18 protein-coding genes and 2 pseudogenes are annotated in these 16802 nt (G+C 66.9%); 6 read left to right on the forward strand and 14 right to left on the reverse strand.

The window, feature by feature from the left end; translation table 11 throughout:
* Positions 1-8: 8 nt before the first annotated feature.
* Positions 9-1289, reverse strand: coding sequence for a M18 family aminopeptidase (locus C6A82_RS23125; protein ID WP_105344363.1), 1281 nt, complete (start codon positions 1287-1289; stop codon positions 9-11).
* Between the two features lie 42 nt (positions 1290-1331).
* On the opposite strand from C6A82_RS23125, the gene C6A82_RS23130 reads away from it, so the two are divergent.
* On the forward strand, positions 1332-2366 hold the full coding sequence (locus C6A82_RS23130) for a Dyp-type peroxidase (protein ID WP_105344365.1): 1035 nt from the start codon (positions 1332-1334) through the stop codon (positions 2364-2366).
* Positions 2363-3159, forward strand: a pseudogene (locus C6A82_RS23135) (family 1 encapsulin nanocompartment shell protein). Before C6A82_RS23130 ends, C6A82_RS23135 begins: the two are co-directional and overlap by 4 nt.
* Here C6A82_RS23135 and purQ read toward each other — a convergent pair.
* From purQ to C6A82_RS23150, 3 genes are read right to left on the reverse strand one after another with little or no spacing between them, the layout of a single operon-like run.
* The gene (gene purQ / locus C6A82_RS23140) at positions 3160-3837 is read right to left on the reverse strand and encodes a phosphoribosylformylglycinamidine synthase subunit PurQ (protein WP_105344367.1); all 678 of its coding nucleotides are present in this window, start codon (positions 3835-3837) and stop codon (positions 3160-3162) included.
* Positions 3834-4073 (reverse strand): phosphoribosylformylglycinamidine synthase subunit PurS, encoded by a 240-nt coding sequence (purS, locus tag C6A82_RS23145; protein WP_105344372.1) that lies wholly within the window; start codon positions 4071-4073, stop codon positions 3834-3836. The genes purQ and purS overlap by 4 nt, the downstream gene beginning before the upstream one ends.
* A gap of 36 nt (positions 4074-4109) precedes the next feature.
* The gene (locus C6A82_RS23150; RefSeq protein WP_311101496.1) at positions 4110-4790 is read right to left on the reverse strand and encodes an ATPase; all 681 of its coding nucleotides are present in this window, start codon (positions 4788-4790) and stop codon (positions 4110-4112) included.
* A gap of 31 nt (positions 4791-4821) precedes the next feature.
* On the opposite strand from C6A82_RS23150, the gene C6A82_RS23155 reads away from it, so the two are divergent.
* Complete coding sequence (locus tag C6A82_RS23155; protein WP_105343918.1) at positions 4822-5472, forward strand: MBL fold metallo-hydrolase; 651 nt, start codon at positions 4822-4824, stop codon at positions 5470-5472.
* 7 nt (positions 5473-5479) lie between these two features.
* On the opposite strand, the pseudogene C6A82_RS23160 reads toward C6A82_RS23155, so the two are convergent.
* From C6A82_RS23160 to C6A82_RS23175, 4 genes and pseudogenes are all read right to left on the reverse strand, one after another.
* Positions 5480-5722, reverse strand: a pseudogene (locus C6A82_RS23160) (FAD-binding protein); the annotation flags it as partial.
* A gap of 66 nt (positions 5723-5788) precedes the next feature.
* Entirely contained in the window at positions 5789-6493 is a 705-nt protein-coding gene (locus tag C6A82_RS23165) for a DUF2334 domain-containing protein (RefSeq protein ID WP_105343917.1), read from the reverse strand.
* A gap of 66 nt (positions 6494-6559) precedes the next feature.
* The gene (locus tag C6A82_RS23170; protein WP_105343915.1) at positions 6560-7057 is read right to left on the reverse strand and encodes a glutathione peroxidase; all 498 of its coding nucleotides are present in this window, start codon (positions 7055-7057) and stop codon (positions 6560-6562) included.
* Positions 7058-7073: 16 nt separating this feature from the next.
* The gene (locus C6A82_RS23175; RefSeq protein ID WP_105343913.1) at positions 7074-7631 is read right to left on the reverse strand and encodes a TetR/AcrR family transcriptional regulator; all 558 of its coding nucleotides are present in this window, start codon (positions 7629-7631) and stop codon (positions 7074-7076) included.
* An 86-nt stretch (positions 7632-7717) separates the two neighbouring features.
* On the opposite strand from C6A82_RS23175, the gene C6A82_RS23180 reads away from it, so the two are divergent.
* The gene (locus C6A82_RS23180; RefSeq protein WP_105343911.1) at positions 7718-8191 is read left to right on the forward strand and encodes a DoxX family protein; all 474 of its coding nucleotides are present in this window, start codon (positions 7718-7720) and stop codon (positions 8189-8191) included.
* Here C6A82_RS23180 and C6A82_RS23185 read toward each other — a convergent pair.
* Both C6A82_RS23185 and C6A82_RS23190 read right to left on the reverse strand, forming a co-directional pair.
* Positions 8123-10264, reverse strand: a complete 2142-nt coding sequence (locus C6A82_RS23185; RefSeq protein ID WP_105343909.1) for a S9 family peptidase — start codon at positions 10262-10264, stop codon at positions 8123-8125. The genes C6A82_RS23180 and C6A82_RS23185 overlap by 69 nt on opposite strands.
* Positions 10261-11154: a phosphoribosylaminoimidazolesuccinocarboxamide synthase gene (locus C6A82_RS23190; protein WP_105343907.1), complete on the reverse strand. Its 894-nt coding sequence runs from the start codon at positions 11152-11154 to the stop codon at positions 10261-10263. The genes C6A82_RS23185 and C6A82_RS23190 overlap by 4 nt, the downstream gene beginning before the upstream one ends.
* Positions 11155-11194: 40 nt before the next feature.
* On the opposite strand from C6A82_RS23190, the gene C6A82_RS23195 reads away from it, so the two are divergent.
* On the forward strand, positions 11195-11815 hold the full coding sequence (locus C6A82_RS23195) for a hypothetical protein (RefSeq protein WP_105343906.1): 621 nt from the start codon (positions 11195-11197) through the stop codon (positions 11813-11815).
* Between the two features lie 91 nt (positions 11816-11906).
* A complete protein-coding gene (locus tag C6A82_RS23200; RefSeq protein ID WP_105343905.1) occupies positions 11907-12767 on the forward strand; it encodes a type IV toxin-antitoxin system AbiEi family antitoxin domain-containing protein in 861 nt (286 codons plus the stop codon).
* Positions 12768-12774: 7 nt separating this feature from the next.
* Here the strand turns inward: C6A82_RS23200 and C6A82_RS23205 are convergent, their stop codons facing one another.
* Genes C6A82_RS23205 through purB form a run of 4 tightly spaced genes read right to left on the reverse strand, consistent with a single transcriptional unit; the run spans position 12775 to position 16799 of the window.
* Positions 12775-13656, reverse strand: coding sequence for a tellurite resistance/C4-dicarboxylate transporter family protein (locus tag C6A82_RS23205; protein WP_233216858.1), 882 nt, complete (start codon positions 13654-13656; stop codon positions 12775-12777).
* A 40-nt stretch (positions 13657-13696) separates the two neighbouring features.
* The gene (locus tag C6A82_RS23210) at positions 13697-14131 is read right to left on the reverse strand and encodes a RidA family protein (protein WP_105343902.1); all 435 of its coding nucleotides are present in this window, start codon (positions 14129-14131) and stop codon (positions 13697-13699) included.
* A complete protein-coding gene (locus C6A82_RS23215) occupies positions 14128-15384 on the reverse strand; it encodes a cytochrome P450 (RefSeq protein WP_105343901.1) in 1257 nt (418 codons plus the stop codon). The genes C6A82_RS23210 and C6A82_RS23215 overlap by 4 nt, the downstream gene beginning before the upstream one ends.
* A complete protein-coding gene (gene purB, locus C6A82_RS23220) occupies positions 15381-16799 on the reverse strand; it encodes an adenylosuccinate lyase (RefSeq protein WP_105343899.1) in 1419 nt (472 codons plus the stop codon). Before purB ends, C6A82_RS23215 begins: the two co-directional genes overlap by 4 nt.
* Between the last annotated feature and the right edge of the window lie 3 nt (positions 16800-16802).

Below are 16802 nucleotides of genomic sequence, written 5' to 3' on the forward strand. Positions count from 1 at the left end.
GCAACGGCTCAGCTGGGCGAGAGGAACGCGCGCAGCGCCGCGGAGTAGGCGCCGACGTCGTCGGCTCCCATCACCTCGCGCGCGGAGTGCATGGCCAATTGCGCAGCGCCGACATCCACCGTCGGAATGCCGGTGCGGGCAGCCGTCATCGGGCCGATCGTCGAGCCGCACGGCAGATCGGCACGGTGCTCGTAGCGCTGCAGCGGAATCCCTGCGTGACTGCAGGCCAGCGCGAACGCCGCGGCGGTACGGCCGTCGGTGGCATAGCGCAGGTTCGGCTGCACCTTGAGCACGGGACCGGCGTTGACCTCGATCAGGTGGTACGGCTCGTGGCGCTCCGGGTAGTTCGGATGGGTCGCGTGCGCCATGTCGCCCGATGCCACCATCGAGCCTGAGGCCCGGCGCAGAAAGTCTTCCCGGCCGCCACCCGCGGCCAGCACGATGCGCTCGAGCACCGTGTGCAGCAGTTCGGACTGCGCGCCGTGATCTGACTGGGAGCCGACTTCCTCGTGGTCGAACAGCGCGAGCACAGGAACATAACCGGTGGGGTCGGCGGCAAGGAACGCCTCGAGCCCGGCGTAACACGTGCACTGGTTGTCCAGCCGGGGCGCGCTGACGAGCCGACCGTCGATGCCCGCCACCGTCGACGGGGTCAGGTCGTGGGTCATCAGGTCGAATCCCAGGATCTCGTCGGCGTCGGCCCCGACCTGTTCGGCGACGTAACCGAGGAAGGATTTCGGGCCGCTGCCGACCCCCCAGACCGCGTTCACGTGCCGTTGCGGGTCCAAGGACACCGCCTTGCGGTCTTCGGCCAGATGGATGGCCAGCTGCGGCACCCGCAGGATCGGCTCGTCGATGCGAACCAGTCGGTCGGCCACCTCACCGGACGAGCGCACCGACAGCCTGCCGCTGATGCCGAGGTCGCGATCGAGCCACGAGTTGAGCCACGCGCCGCCGTACGGCTGCAGCGCAACCACCTGCCAGCCGGATACGAAGCGGTCGGGATGCTGTTTGACCCGCAGATTCGGGCTGTCGGTGTGGGCGCCGACGATGCGGAAGGGCGCATCGGATCCGCCACCGGACTTCCACGCGACCAGCGAACCCGAGCGGACGACGAAGAAGGCGCCGGCCGTGCTCGATTCGCGGCTCGCCGGGGCAGGCCAGGCATCCTGTTCGTCGAGTTCGACGAAGCCGGCCTGCCGCAGCCGCTGCGCGACCGTCTCGCAGACGTGGAACGGCGACGGCGAGGCGTCGATGAACTCGCACAACCCCTGTGGACTTGCGGACATGGTTCACCATCTTCGCCCACGATCTTGATTTAGGGTTCAACGGTGCCCGCAGTCCAGCCGCAACCGGTTCTTGCGCCGCTGACTCCTGCCGCCGTTTTCCTGGTGGCGGCCATCAAGGAGGGCCAGCGGGCGGTGTCCTCAGTTCACGACGCGCTGACCGATGTCTCGGGATTGGTCCGCGCGATCGGTTTCCGCGACCCGACGAAACGGCTGTCGGTGGTCACCTCGATCGGATCCGAAGCGTGGGATCGGCTGTTCTCCGGGCCGCGGCCGGCCCAACTACATCCGTTCGTCGAGATCCGTGGCGGCAGGCACCAGGCCCCGGCAACGCCGGGCGATCTGCTCTTCCACATTCGCGCCGAGTCGATGGACGTCTGCTTCGAGCTGGCCACCAAGCTCGTCGAGTCGATGGACGGGGCCGTGACGATCGTCGACGAGGTGCACGGCTTCAAGTTCTTCGACAACCGCGACCTGATGGGCTTCGTCGACGGCACTGAGAACCCGGACGGACCGATCGCTGTGTCCGCCACCCAGATCGGCGACGAGGATCCCGACTTCGCGGGTGGCTGCTACGTGCACGTACAGAAGTACGTGCACGACATGGGGTCGTGGAACTCGCTGTCGACGCAAGAACAGGAGCGGGTGATCGAGCGGACCAAGCTCGACGACATCGAGATGGACGACGCCGTCAAACCCGCCAATTCACACATCGCGTTGAACGTCATCGAAGACGACGACGGTAACGAGCTCAAAATCGTCCGCCACAACATGCCGTTCGGAGAGATCGGAAAGGGCGAATTCGGCACGTACTTCATCGGTTACTCGCGGAGCCCTGCGGTCACCGAGCGGATGCTGGACAACATGTTCATCGGTGACCCGCCGGACAACACCGACCGCATCCTCGACTTCTCCACCGCGCTGACCGGAGGCATGTTCTTCACCCCGACCGTCGACTTGCTCGATAACCCACCGCCGCAGCCGAATTCGGCGCACGAGGAGCCTGAGTCGACAGCGGCTTCGGCCGCCCCCCGGGACGGATCACTCGGCATCGGCAGCCTGAGAGGAACGACCCGATGAACAACTTGTACCGCGACCTTGCTCCGATCACCGAGGAGGCCTGGGCGGAAATCAAGATGGAGGCGACGCGCACCTTCAAGCGGCACATCGCGGGACGGCGCGTCGTCGACGTCAGCGAACCGAGCGGTCCGGCAACGGCGGCGGTCAGCACCGGACATCTGCTGAATGTGGGTGCCCCCGGCGACGGCGTGATCGCTCACCTTCGGGAGAGCAAGCCGCTGGTGCGGCTGCGGGTGCCGTTCACGTTGTCGCGCAGCGACATCGACGACGTCGAGCGTGGTTCGCAGGATTCGGACTGGGATCCGGTCAAGGAGGCCGCGAAGAAGTTGGCGTTCGTCGAGGACCGGGCGATCTTCGAGGGCTACAAGGACGGGGAGATCGGCGGGATTCGCGCCGGTAGCTCGAACCCGGCGCTGGCCCTGCCGAGCGATCCGCGGGAGATGCCCGATGTGCTCGCCCAGGCACTGTCGGAGCTGCGACTGGCCGGTGTCGACGGCCCGTATTCGGTGTTGTTGTCGGCCGACGTCTACACGAAGGTGAGCGAGACCACCGAACACGGCTATCCGATCCGCGAGCACCTCAACCGGCTGGTCGACGGCGACATCATCTGAGCGCCCGCGATCGACGGCGCATTTGTATTGTCCACGCGCGGCGGCGATTCGATCTACAGCTCGGCACCGACGTATCGATCGGATACCTCTCGCACGATGCGGAGACGGTGCAGCTGTACCTGCAGGAGACGTTGACGTTCCTGTGCTACACCGCCGAAGCCTCGGTAGCGCTGACGCCGTGATCAGGCGTTGGCGAGAACCGCGTCGAGCGCAGAGTAGAACAACCCGAGCCCGTCGTCGGACGGGCCCGTCAGCGCCTCGGTAGCGTGCTCAGGGTGCGGCATCAGGCCGACGACCCGGCCGTTGGCCGATGAGATGCCCGCGATGTCGCGCATAGAGCCGTTGGGGTTGTCGCGGTAACGGAACACCACGCGGCCGTCGCCCTCGAGCTTGTCGAGCACGTCGTCGGAGGCCACATAGCGGCCCTCGCCGGATTTCAGCGGCACCAGGATATCGGCGCCCTGCTCGAAGCGGCTCGTCCACGCCGACGTGTTCGACGCCACCTCCAGCCAGAGGTCGCGGCACACGAAATGCAGTCCGGCGTTGCGGGTGAGCGCGCCCGGCAGCAGGCCGGCCTCGCAGAGCACCTGAAAGCCGTTGCAGATTCCCAACACCGGCATGCCGCTGGCCGCGGCGTCGATGACCGATTTCATCACGGGCGCGAACTTGGCGATGGCGCCGCACCGCAGGTAGTCACCGTAGGAGAAGCCGCCGGGGACGACGACGGCGTCGACACCCTTGAGGTCGGCGTCGGCGTGCCAGAGGTTGACCGCCTCGGCGCCTGACAGTCGGACCGCCCGTGCGGCGTCGACGTCGTCCAATGTGCCGGGAAATGTGATGACCCCCACACGAGCAGTCATGATGGCTCCCTGCTGACAGACCAGTCCTCGATCACGATGTTGGCCAGCAGCGATTCGGCGATCTCGGCGACGGTCTCGTCGGCGACGCTATCGTCGACTTCGAGCTCAAACCGCTTGCCCTGCCTGACATCTGACACACCGTTGTAGCCGAGACGGCCAAGCGCGCCGACGATCGCCTGCCCCTGCGGATCGAGGATTTCGGCCTTCGGCATCACGTGCACAACCACCTTTGCCACGGCGTTCACTCTACCGGCGGCCCGGGCCGGACCGCCTCACCGGCACGAATCGATGTACGCCGTGCACAAAGGCGAGTCCATCGCGTCGAGGATCTGGGCGTCCGCGACAGCGGGCCAATCGACCCGCGGGGGCGTCACCGACCACATCGCCACCTCGACGACCGTGCTGTTGAGAGGGTTGACCAGCAAGTATTCGCGTAGCACGGTCTGCCCCGGCAGCACGCCGCTGATCACCGCGGCTACCCGGTTGGGGCTATCGGTGGTCAGCGAAGGCGATGTCAGCGGGGATGTCAGCTGACAGCCGCGCAACGCGGCAGCCGCCTTGTCGAAGACGGCCGTCGCGAGTTGGCCGCCGCGCCAGGTCTCGCCGCGCCAGTGCATCACCTGGACCTGGAGCTGCCACTGCCCCTCCGGCTGCGGCACCGTGGCGCGCGCGGCGACGGCGAAGCTGCGCGGGTCGTCGTCAGGGGTGGGCGGCGAGGCGCAGGCCTCCTCGAACCTGAAGCGAGGGTTGCTCGCGGAGACCGCGATTCCGGCCAGGCCCGGCCAGCGGTAGGTCGAATACAGGGGAAGCGCCGTGTGGTCGATCCACGCGGAGTTCGGAATACGATCGCAGTTGGGCGGGCAATCCATCGGGACCGCATACGCAGGGCCGATCGCGCCCGGCGCAACGGCAAGCGCGCAGGCGCTCAACAACACCGCCAGCATCAGTCGCATCGCCCACCACCCTTGAGCGCACAATATAGGCATGCAGTTGACGCATTTTGGCCATTCGTGCCTACTCGCCGAGTTCGGCAACGGTTCCGCGAACACCACCGTGCTGTTCGATCCGGGAAACTTCTCACACGGGTTCGAAGGCATCACCGATCTCGATGCGATCCTGATCACCCATCAACACCCCGATCACGCCGACGTCGAACGGCTGCCCGCGCTGCTCGACGCCAATCCGCAAGCCGCGCTGTACGCCGATCCGCAGACGGCCTCGCAGCTGGGCGGGTCGTGGAAGGCCGTCAACGTCGGCGACGAGTTCACCGTCGGCTCACTCACCGTCCGCGGCGTCGGCGGTAAGCATGCGGTGATCCATCCCGAGATCCCGGTGATCGACAACATCTCGTATCTGGTCGGCGACGGCGACCACCCGGCCCGGCTGATGCATCCCGGTGACGCGCTCTTCACTCCGGGTGAGCCCGTCCACGTGCTTGCCACTCCGGCCGCCGCACCGTGGATGAAAATCTCTGAGGCCGTTGACTATTTGCGCGCGGTTGCCCCGAACCGCGCGGTGCCGATTCACCAGGCGATCGTCGACCCAAGCGCGCGGGGCATCTACTACGGCAGGCTCACCGAGATGACCGACACCGACTTCCAGGTACTCGAGGAAGAGAACGGCACGCAGTTCTAGCCGCGGTTCAAGCGGTGTCGCGCGTCGCGGCCCGGCCCGCGGCCCGGCCGGAAAAGATGCAGCCCCCCAGGAACGTGCCCTCCAGCGACCGGTAGCCGTGCACGCCGCCGCCGCCGAACCCGGCGGCCTCACCCGCCGCGTACAGCCCGCGCAACACGTCGCCGTTGCCGCGAAGCACGCGTGAGTCGAGATCGGTTTCCAATCCGCCCAGCGACTTGCGGGTGAGGATGTGCAGCTTCACCGCGATCAGGCCCGCGAGGCCTGCACCGACGACGATGACATCAGCATCTGTCATGGCCGCCAATGTAGCGGTCGGTCAGGCGGCGTCGCTCAACGCGGGATACGGCCGCCACTCGTAGACAGCGGGCACACACCGGCGCATCAGGGCGAGGTCAACGCTGTCGAGCATGGCTTGGCGCGGCCCGGGCTTGCGCAGATGTCGCGCCGCGACCCCGACCCGCACGACGCCTGCCCGCCGGGCGGTGCGATCGGCCGAAAGGACAAGCGTTCGGCACCACCACGGCTCTGTGAGGAAGCCTTCGCCGATGCCGAGAACCCGCGCGCGGATGGTGGTTCGGCGCATGAGGTCGGTGATTCCGCTGAGACCGGCGACCAGCCGAAACCCGTTGCGCGGCAGAGCATCGACCGTGCCCTGCGACACCGTCCAGCCGGGCGCCGCGAAAAGCCGGGTGCGCAGACCGAGATGCTCGAGCACCCGGTCGGCGCCCATCAGCCGCAGGTTGGCCTCGTGCGCAGGCAGGGTCGCGAACTCACCGCGCCGTTTCTTGGTTGCGGCCTCGTCGAATCCATGCAGCACGATGGCGTCGCCGCGGGCCCGCCGCGCAGTCAGCCACCGAACGGTCGACGCGTCCTCCTCGAGCCGGTAGCCGCCCTTCAGCCGCGGTGCGACCAGCAACGAGGACGGCACCGCGCGCTCGTCGAGTTGTTCGCAGAACGCCGCGACGTCGGGCAGCGTCTGCTCACTGATGCCGGAAATCGAGACGATCAGTTGTCCAGCCACTCCGGCATTGTCGCAACACCAGGTGTGCAACGGTTTACGGCACTTTTACAGCAGTTGTCCATTCGGCTATCGCGGCAGGACCGCCTCGATGGCCTCGACCACCTCAGGAGCGTCGGGTGGCGTGCGCGGACGGAACCGCTTGACCACGTCGCCACCCGGTGCGAGCAGCCATTTCTCGAAGTTCCACTGCACGTCGCCCGCCTCGCCTCGCGCATCGGCGGCCTTCGTCAGCGCGGTGAACAGCGGGTGCCGGTCGGGGCCGTTGACGTCCGTCTTCGCCAGCAGCGGGAACGTGACGCCGTAGGTCTTCGAGCAGAACTTCTGGATCTCCTCGGCGGTGCCGGGCTCCTGGCCCATGAATTGGTTGCATGGGACGCCGATCACGGTAAGCCCACGCTCGCCGTAGTCCTGCGCGAGCTTCTCCAGTGCGCTGTACTGCGGCGTAAGGCCGCACTGCGAGGCGACGTTGACGATCAGCGCTGCGCCGTCGGCAAGCTCGGCCAGCGTGGTGGGGTTGCCGTCGAGCGTGGTGAGGGTGATATTGCGCAGCTGCGTATCCGACATTGCCGCAGAATACCGGTTACGTGCCGAACAGCATCCCGGCCACCCGGTGCACGGTGGCGATCGGGTCGGTGCCGTGGTGGATGGCCTTGTTCAGCCACAGCAGCGAAAAGCCATGCACCAGAGACCAAGCCGCGAGGGCGGCCGCCTGCGGATCGTCCTTGGCACGCGGATCGTCCAAGCTCCCTACACCCGCGGCCAATTCGGCGCCTGCCGCCGTCTCGGCGGTGACCAGGTCGGGGTCGGCGACGTCGTAGAGCGACTTGTCGAACATCACCTCGTAGTGGCCGGGGTGGTCGAGCGCGAAGCGCACATACGCGAGCGCCGCATCGAGGAACTCGGGCCGCGCCGCCTTCAGCGCGTCGGCGAGCATGCCGAAACCCTCGGTCGCCAGTGCGGTGAACAGGCCGCGCCGGTCGGTGAAGTGATGGGCCGGCGCCGCGTGGGAAACGCCGGCGGCACGGGCCAACTCGCGGAGGGACAGGCCGTCGGCGCCGCGCTGCGAGACCAACACCGCCGCTTCGGCCAGGATGGTGGCCTTGAGATCGCCGTGGTGGTAGGCGCCCCTGCTGCTCATGCGACCATCATAGCCCGCAATCTTGACAGTGCCTAGATAAGCTATACGGTGGTCTATCTAGCCACTGTCAAGATTGGAGTCGATATATGGCGCCGCTCGTCGCACTCGTCGTGGGAACGCTTGCCGCCCGGCTCATCGGTTGGCTGGGCGTCGACTACCTCAGCACCTGGCCGTCGGCCGTCGCCGTCGGGTTGGCGCTGATGTTCGTGGTCACGGGAACCGCCCACTTCGTCAACCCGCTGCGTCGCGACCTGATCGCGATCGTGCCACCGCGGCTGCCCGCGTCGGGCCCGATGGCTCCGCACGTCCGCGGCCTGCTCGTCACCGTCACCGGGGTGCTCGAACTTCTTGGCGCGGCCGGCCTGCTGTACCCGCCCACCAGGGCGGCGGCTGCCGCCGCGCTCGCCGTGTTGATGATCGCGATGTTCCCGGCGAACGTCTACGCGTCGCGGATGCCTGACCCGCCGAAGTCGATGACCACGGCGTTGCCGCTACGCACGGTCGAGCAACTCGTCTTCGTAGGCGCCGCCCTCGTGGTTGGCCTTGGCGGTGTCCAGTAGCCACGCGTACTGGAACGCCGCTTCCTTCCAGCGTTCATATCGACCGCTGATGCCGCCATGGCCGGCGCTCATCTCGGTCTTCAACAGCACCGGATGGGCGTCGGTCTTGCTATGCCGCAACGCCGCAATCCATTTCGCCGGCTCGACGTAGAAAACCCTGGTGTCGTTGAGCGATGTCATGGCGAGGATCGGCGGGTAGTCCTTCGCGGTGACGTTCTCGTACGGCGAATAGGACTTCATGTAGTAGTAGACATTCTCGTCGGCCAGCGGGTTGCCCCACTCGTCCCACTCGGTGACGGTCAGGGGAAGCGACGGGTCGAGGATCGTCGTCAGCGCATCCACGAACGGGACCTGAGCCAAAAAGCCCGCGAACAACTGCGGCGCGATGTTGGCCACGGCGCCGATCAGCAATCCCCCTGCACTGCCGCCGAGGGCGACCAGATTCTCCGGCCTCGTCACATCGGTGTTGATGAGATGCGCTGCGACAGCGACGAAGTCCGTGAACGTGTTGACCTTCTCCAGCAGCTTGCCATGCTCGTACCAGGGGCGGCCGAGCTCGCCGCCGCCGCGGACGTGGGCGATGACGAACACCATGCCGCGGTCCAACAGCGACAGCCGCGCGATCGAGAACCGCGGATCCTCGCACGATTCGTATGCGCCATACCCGTATAGCAATGTGGGCGCGGGGAATTGGAGGCCGACGCGATGGATGATCGACACCGGGACCCGCGCGCCGTCCGCCGCGACCGCCCAGTCGCGCCGCTCGACGTAGTCCTCCGGGCGGTAGTCGCCGAGCACGGGCTGCTCGCGCAGCAGCGTCCGCTCGCCGGTGGCGAGGTCGACGTCGTAGATGCGCACCGGGGTGACGAACGACGTCGCCCCGATCCGCAGTTTCGGCGCGTCCCAGTTGGGGTTGCCGCTCAGACCCGCTGCCGTCAGCTCGGATTCGAAGGTGAAGTCCTCGGCTCGGCCGTATTGCCCCTGTGCGTCGAGCGGCCACAGCTGGATGCGCGGCAGCGCCTCACTGCGGTAGCTGACGACGATGTGGCCTGCGAACGCGTCGACCGCGTCGAGGCGGACGTCGTCGCGGTGCTCGATGAGCGTGCGGGTGGCGGTGGGATCGGCCACCGGCGCTTCGACGAGGGTGAAGTTCTCGGCCCCGTCGTTGTGCAGGATGAGGAACCGGTCTTCGCCACCGGCGACGGCATGCTCCACGAAGTACTCGACGCGCTCGCGCCGCGGCCAGACCACGGTGAACTCGGCGTCTCCCTCGCCTGCATCGGCGTAGCGGATCTCCGATGTCACCGCGCTGCCTGCGGCGATGATCAGGTACTTGTCGCTACGGGTACGTCCGACCGCGAGCCAGAACTTCTCGTCGGGCTCGTGGTACACCCTCTGGGCGGGCAGCCCAGAACCGATACGGTGCCGCCACACGGTGTCCGGCCGCCAAGCGTCGTCCAGAGTGGTGTAGTAGATGGTCCGGTTGTCGGCCGCCCAGGTCGCGCCTGCGCCGATCCCGACGATCTCGTCGTCGTAGAGCGCTCCCGTGCGCAAATCCTTGAACCGCAACGTGTATCGCTCGTCACCGACGACGTCGACGGAGTAGGCCAGCGTGTGGGCGTCGATGCTGACGGTGGCGGCACCCATCGCGAAGAAGTCGTGGCCGTCGGCCTCGATGTTCTCGTCGAGCAGCACCTGCTCGCCGGGGACCTCGGTGTGCTCGTCGAATTGGGGCGGCGTCCAGTCGTCGGGATCGCTGATCGGGCAACGGCAATGCACGCTGTACTGCTTGCCCTCGAACGAGCGGGTGTAATACCACCAGCCGTCGCGCCGGATCGGCACCGACAGGTCGGTCTCCTTGGTGCGGGCCTTGATCTCGTCGAAGATCTTCTGCCGCAGCGGCGCAAGGTGATCGGTGATCTTCTCGGTGTAGGCGTTCTCGGCCTCGAGGTGAGCGAGTACGGCGGGGTCGGACTTGTCGCGCAGCCATTCGTAAGGGTCGACGAAGACGTCGCCATGATGCTCGCGGCGATGCTCGATTCGCTTCGCGACGGGGGGTACCGGCGTGCTCACGCGCCTGCGCCGATCCAGTCGGCGAAGCTCAACCCCGAAATGCGTTCGTAGGCATTGATGTAACGCTCACGGGTGGCGTCCACGATGGTGGGCGGCAGTGGCGGCGGCGGTTCGTCACCGCCACGGTCCCAGCCCGACTCCGGGCTCAAAAGCCAGTTGCGGACGAACTGTTTGTCGAAGCTCGGCTGCACGACACCCTCCTGATAGGTGTCGACGGCCCAGTACCGCGACGAGTCAGGGGTGAAGACCTCGTCGGCCAGCACCAGGTCGCCGTGTTCATCGACGCCGAATTCGAACTTGGTGTCGGCGATGATGATTCCCTTCGTCAAGGCGTGATCGGCGGCGCGGATGTAGGTCGCGAGGGTCAGGTCGCGTAATTGGTTGGCGCGCTCGGCGCCGACCATGTCGATCACGTCGGCGAAGGAGATGTTCTCGTCGTGTTCGCCGAGGTCTGCCTTGGTGGCAGGGGTGAAAAGTGGGGTGTCGAACTTGCTGGCCTCGGTGAGGCCGCGCGGCAGCTCGATACCGCTCACCTCGCCGCTCTTCTGGTAGTCCAGCAGCCCCGACCCGGTCAGGTAACCGCGGGCCACACACTCCACCGGGATCATGTCGAGCTTGCGCACCACCAGCGCTCGACCGAGCACCTCGTCGGGGATCCGCGGGTCGTCGGCGGGCCCTGCGAGGTGGTTGGGCGCCTTGGTGTAGTCGAAGAAGAAGACGCTCATCGCGGTCAGGATGCGGCCCTTGTCGGGGATCTCGTTGTCGAGGATGAAGTCGAACGCCGAGATGCGGTCGCTGGCGACGAACAGCAGGTGATCGTCGTCGATGCGGTAGAGCTCGCGAACCTTGCCGCTGGCCAGATGCTCGTAGTCGGAAAGAGCTGGGCGCATCGGGTCAGCCTAGCGGTCCATCTGTGTTGGGATCGAAGGCATGACTTCGAGGTACGTGCCCTACGCCACCACACCCGCCCGGCTGCTCGGACAACTGATCAGCGACTTCGTCGTCGGGGTGTGGATCGCCGTCTGGGTGGTGGTCGGAATGGCCGTGCACTCGGCCGTCGCCGCCATCGGGGATTTCGGCGCTGACATCGACAGCGGGGCCAGCGGCATCGCGGGCAATCTCGACGAGGCGGGCGAGAACGCGAGCAAGGTGCCGCTGATCGGCGATGCCCTCTCCAGCCCGCTGTCGGCGGCGGGCGGTTTCGCCCGTGACATCGCGGGCGCCGGCCATCAGTTGAACACGACGGCGACCTGGCTGGCGTGGCTGCTCGCGTTGGCGGTCGCCGCGCCGCCAATACTTGCGATCGCGGGACCGTGGCTGGTGCTGCGGCTGCGGTTCTTCCGTCGCAAGTGGGTGGCGCTGACGCTGGCCAGGACGCCCGCGGGCGAACAACTGCTCGCGCTGCGCGCGCTGGCGAACCGGCCGCTGGCCAAGCTCGTCGCGGTGCACGAGGATCCGGTGGGCGCGTGGCGCAGCCAGGACGCAGGCACCATCACCGGCCTCGCCGCACTCGAACTGCGCGCCGCAGGCGTCGCCCGCACTCACCGGTGATTTCGGCGCGCTGATCGACGCTGAGCGCACGTGAGCGCGCCGAAATCGCGAACCATGGAACCGATGTGCGCCTCGACGAGTCATTCGCGATGTGCTCGACGAGTTCTTGCGGCAACACGACGGGGTGGTGACGCTCGCTCACGCTCAACGAGCGGGGCTCAGCCAGGCCGCGGTTTCTCGTCGCGTTCATTCAGGCAAGTGGCGACGAATCTCCCCGGGTGTGTACTTCGTCGACGATCGCCCATTCACCGATGCGGCGCGAATACGCGCCGCGGTGTGGAGCTACGGCGAGCAGGCCTCGGCGAGCGGCATGGCCGCAGCGTGGTGGCACGGACTAACTCACTTTGCGCCAAATGCTGTCGAGGTAACCGTGCCACGGAACAGCCACGGCAGATGCCATGACGGTTGCCGGGTACGCAGGCGTGATCTCAAGCCGGCCGACATCGTCGAAGTCCGCGGCATGCGCGTCACCGAGTTGGCATTGACGGTCGTCGAAGCGGCCGTTCGGCCTCGACGCAACGTCAAACTGTTTGACGCCGCGCTGCAACGCCGTATTGATCTGCCGAGCTTGTGGCGTGCCCACGTGCGAAACAAGGGGCGGTATGGATCACCCGCCGCACGGATGCTCCTACAAGCCGCAGCCGATGGCGCCCATTCACAGGCTGAGCGGATCCTGATCCAACTGTTGAAGGCAGCGAGGATCACCGGTTGGAGGGCGAACTATCCCGTGGCGGGATACAAGGTCGACGTCGGCTTCCCGAACCAGAAGTTGGCACTCGAAGTCGACGGACTGGCTTTCCACACCGACACCGACGACTTCCACCAGGACCGCATTCGACAAAACGCCATCGCCTTGGCCGGCTGGCAGGTCTTGCGCTTCACGTGGCTAGACCTCACCGAATACCCGGACCGGGTGATCGCAGAGATCCGTCACGCGATTTCGGCGCGTTGATCGACGCTCAGCGTATGTGAGCGCGCCGAAATCGCAGACAGGTGAGCAGCCAGGCGGCCAGTGCTATCCAGAAGAACGCCACCGACACCTTCGTCAGCGACTGCCAACCCGTTTCGACCGCCGTCGCGAACGTGGCCGACGAGTACATGCCCAGCGGGAACACCATCGCCCACCAGTTGCCGTCGCGAAGCCGCACACTCGCCGCGACCAGCAGCGGTATCCACGCACTGGCGACGATCCACGTCCCAACCGTCACCGGCCGGATCTCCCCGAAACCCGCCGTGTCGATCGAGTCGCCTGCCAGCGTCGCGATGGCCGCACCGCCCATCAGGATCCACATGTCGGGCTGGTAGAGCTCAGGCGCCGACGGCTCGTGCGCCGCCCGCCACAGCACAAGGCCGGTCATCGCGCCGTACAGACAGATCGCCGATGCGAGCAGGATGACCGCCACACCCGTGAAGCCCAGATCCGCCGCAACGATCGCCAGCGCCGACGTCGCGACGCTGACCAGTTCGCCGCCTCCGCGGGCGCGGTCGCGAAGGGCCGTCCATGGGTGCCGCCACATCGCTCGTAATGCCAACGGCAGCAACGTCAGCCAGCTGACGAGCGCCAGCACAGCCAGCGACACGTGTACCGCCGTCAACCAGTTCAGCCGCGTCCCGACGACAGCGCAGCCTGCGACGAACGTCAACAACCCGATCGGTGTCTCTGGTGCTGCGAAGTCCAATGGCTGACGGCGCCAAGCGAACACGCCCACACCTGTGAGCAGGACGAGTCCCGCGGCCGCCAGCACCACCAGCGCCTGACTGATGCCGTCGAAACTGTGATCCGCCGCCGCGATCGACACGGTGCCGGTCGCCATCACCGCCGCGAACGCGTCGGGTCTCACGACCCGATGAGCACTTCGGCTGACACCACCACCGGCAGATTCAGCGGCAGCGCGGCCACCCGATCGCTGACCGGGCATGCCTGCCGTGGTCGCCGAACACCTCGAGCAACAAGTCTGACACCGGGTTGAGTACCACCGTCGTCTGCTGGTAGCCGGGTTCGGCGTTGACGAAGCCGCTCACACTGACCCAGTCGCGGATCCGGTCAAGCGATCCAAGCGTGCTGCGCAGCGTCCCCAGCATGGCGAGCATCGCAGCCCGGGCGGACTGTTGAGCCTGCTTCAACGTCACCTCGTCCGGCACTCGCCCGAACGGCCCTGCCGGCGCGCCGTCGGCGTCGAGGGCGCCGTGGCCGCTGAGCACACATCGATTCTCTATCACCCGCGCCCAGTCGAACGGTATGCGGATAGAGCCGGGAACAACCGCGGCGCGCGGTAGCTGCAGCCTCAGCTCGGCAACGCGCGGTTCGAAGTTCATGTGCCCAGTTCGACGATCAGATGCCGGATGCCGGTGTGTCTGTTGCTCCGCGTCCACTCCACCGGCTTGACGACACGCACCGACGAGAACCGGCCCAGCAGTTCCTCGAAGAGCACCCGCAGCTCCAGCCGCGCGAGGTTGGCGCCTAGGCAGTAATGGATACCTTGGCCGAAACCCAAGTGCGGGTTCGGCTTCCGCGTGATATCGAAAACGCCGGGCCGGTCGATCGCCGACCCGTCGCGGTTGGCCGAGCCTTCCCAGATCTGCACCTTCTGACCCGCTTCGATGACGCATCCGCTCAACTCGACGTCACGGGTCGCGGTGCGCCGCTTCGACGGCGACGGCGACGTCCACCGCACCATCTCCTCGACGGCGATGGGCAACAGCGACAGGTCCGCCCGCAGCAACTCCAGCTGCGCAGGGTGCTCGGCCAGCGCCAATAGCCCGCCCGCGACGGCGTTGCGCGTCGTTTCCGCACCCGCGCTGAACAGCAGGCTGAAGAAGAGGTAGAGCTCGATTTCCGAAAGGACGGCCGGAGACAGTCCCTCGGAATCCCCGGATCCCAGCGTGGCGTTCGCGACGACGGACAGCATGTCGTCGGTGGGCTGTGCCCGTTTCGCCGCGATCAACTGCTGGCCGTAGGTGTACATCCTCGTACCGGCCTCTTCCGGCGTCATCTGCGCCAGCGAGGCCTTGCGTGAGTCACCGAAGTCGAACTGCGGCTCGATTGCCTCGAACAGCCAATGCCGTTCGGAATCGGGCACTCCCAACAGGATGCAGATCATCTGCATCGGAAGCTCCGCGGCCACGTCGACGAGAAAGTCGAACGACGATCCCGGCTCAACGGCGTCGAGCAGGCGGCGTGCGCGGGCACGCAGGTCGTCCTCGACGCGGTGGATCATCCGCGGCGTCAGGCCGGAGCTCACCAGTCGCCGGATCTGCGAATGCCGCGGGTCGTCCATCATGTTCAGTACCTGACCCGCGACAGCGAGATCCTGCAGGAGCGTGCCGCCGTATGGCCGGTCGCCACCGGTCACCGACGAGTACGTCTCCGGATCACGCAGCACCGCAAGCGTTTCGGCATAGGTGGCGACCGACCAGAAGCCCTCGCCGTCGGGGGTGTTTTCCGTCGGCTCGTGCCAGTACACCGGCGCCTCGCGGCGGTGTACCTCGAACAGGTCGTGGGGAAAGCCGGCGGCGAAGTTGTCCAGATCGGTGAAGTCGATCACCGACAACGAAGCCGCCGGTGTCACAGGATCGCGCCCGAGGTGTACTTGGCCGCCTCGGGGTAGCGGCTGATGAGTTCGTCGACGGCGGCGGCGACGGTGTCGACCTGACTGTCCGCCGCGCCGGTGAACGCCTGCTTGTCCGCCAATGCCGCATCCAGCGCGGCGCGGTCCAGCGGCAGCCGACGGTCGGCGGCGAGCCGGTCCAACAAGTCGGGCTCCGAACCCTTTTCGCGCATCGCCAACGCGACGGCGACCGCGTTCTCCTTGATCACCTCGTGTGCAGCCTCGCGGCCCATTCCCGCGCGCACTGCCGCGATGAGGATCCGCGTGGTGGCAAGGAATGGCAAATAGCGGTCGAGCTCGCGCTGGATCACCGCGGGGTATGCACCGAACTCGTCGAGCACGGTCAGAAACGTCTCGGTCTGCCCGTCGATCGCGAAGAATGCGTCGGGCAGCGCGACCCTGCGGACCACCGAGCAGAACACGTCGCCCTCATTCCATTGCGCGCCAGCTAGTTCAGCGGCCATCGACGCATACCCGCGCAGCACCACCTGCAGTCCGTTGACGCGCTCGCATGATCGCGTGTTCATCTTGTGCGGCATCGCCGACGAACCGACCTGGCCCGGCGCGAAACCCTCGGTCACCAGCTCGTGGCCCGCCATCAGCCGGATCGTGTGGGCCAGCGACGACGGCCCGGCGCCGACCTGCACCAGCGCGGATACGACGTCGTGGTCGAGCGACCGCGGGTAGACCTGCCCGACGCTGGTGAAGATTTCGGTGAAGCCGAGGAACTCCGCGGTCCGGCGTTCCAACTCGGCCAGCCTCGAGATGTCCCCGTCGAACAGGTCCAGCATGTCCTGAGCGGTGCCCATCGGGCCCTTGATGCCTCGCAGCGGATACCGGTCGATCAGCTCGCGCAGCCGGGACAGCGCGACGAGCATCTCCTCGGCGGCCGACGCGAACCGCTTCCCCAAGGTGGTCGCCTGCGCGGCGACGTTGTGACTGCGGCCGGCCATCACGAGGTCGCGGTAGCTGACGGCGCGCTCGGCCAGCCGCGCCACCACCGCGATGCCGTGTGAGAACACCAGCTCCAGCGAACGGCGGATCTGCAGCTGCTCAACGTTTTCGGTGAGATCGCGGCTTGTCATGCCCTTGTGCACGTGCTCGTGACCGGCCAGCGCGTTGAACTCTTCGATGCGCGCCTTGACGTCGTGGCGCAGCTGCCGCTCCCGCGATGCGATCGACGCCAGGTCCACCTGCTCGATGACCCGCTCATAGTCGTCGACGACACCGTCGGGGACATTGACCCCCATCTCGGCCTGCGCGCGCAGCACCGCAAGCCACAGCCGGCGTTCGCCGACGATCTTGGCCTCCGGTGACCAGATCGCCACCATCTCGTCGCTGGCGTACCTACTGGCCAGCACGTTGGGGATCGTCACAGT

The organism is Mycobacterium sp. ITM-2016-00318 (genome assembly GCF_002968285.2).
Classification (GTDB): domain Bacteria; phylum Actinomycetota; class Actinomycetes; order Mycobacteriales; family Mycobacteriaceae; genus Mycobacterium.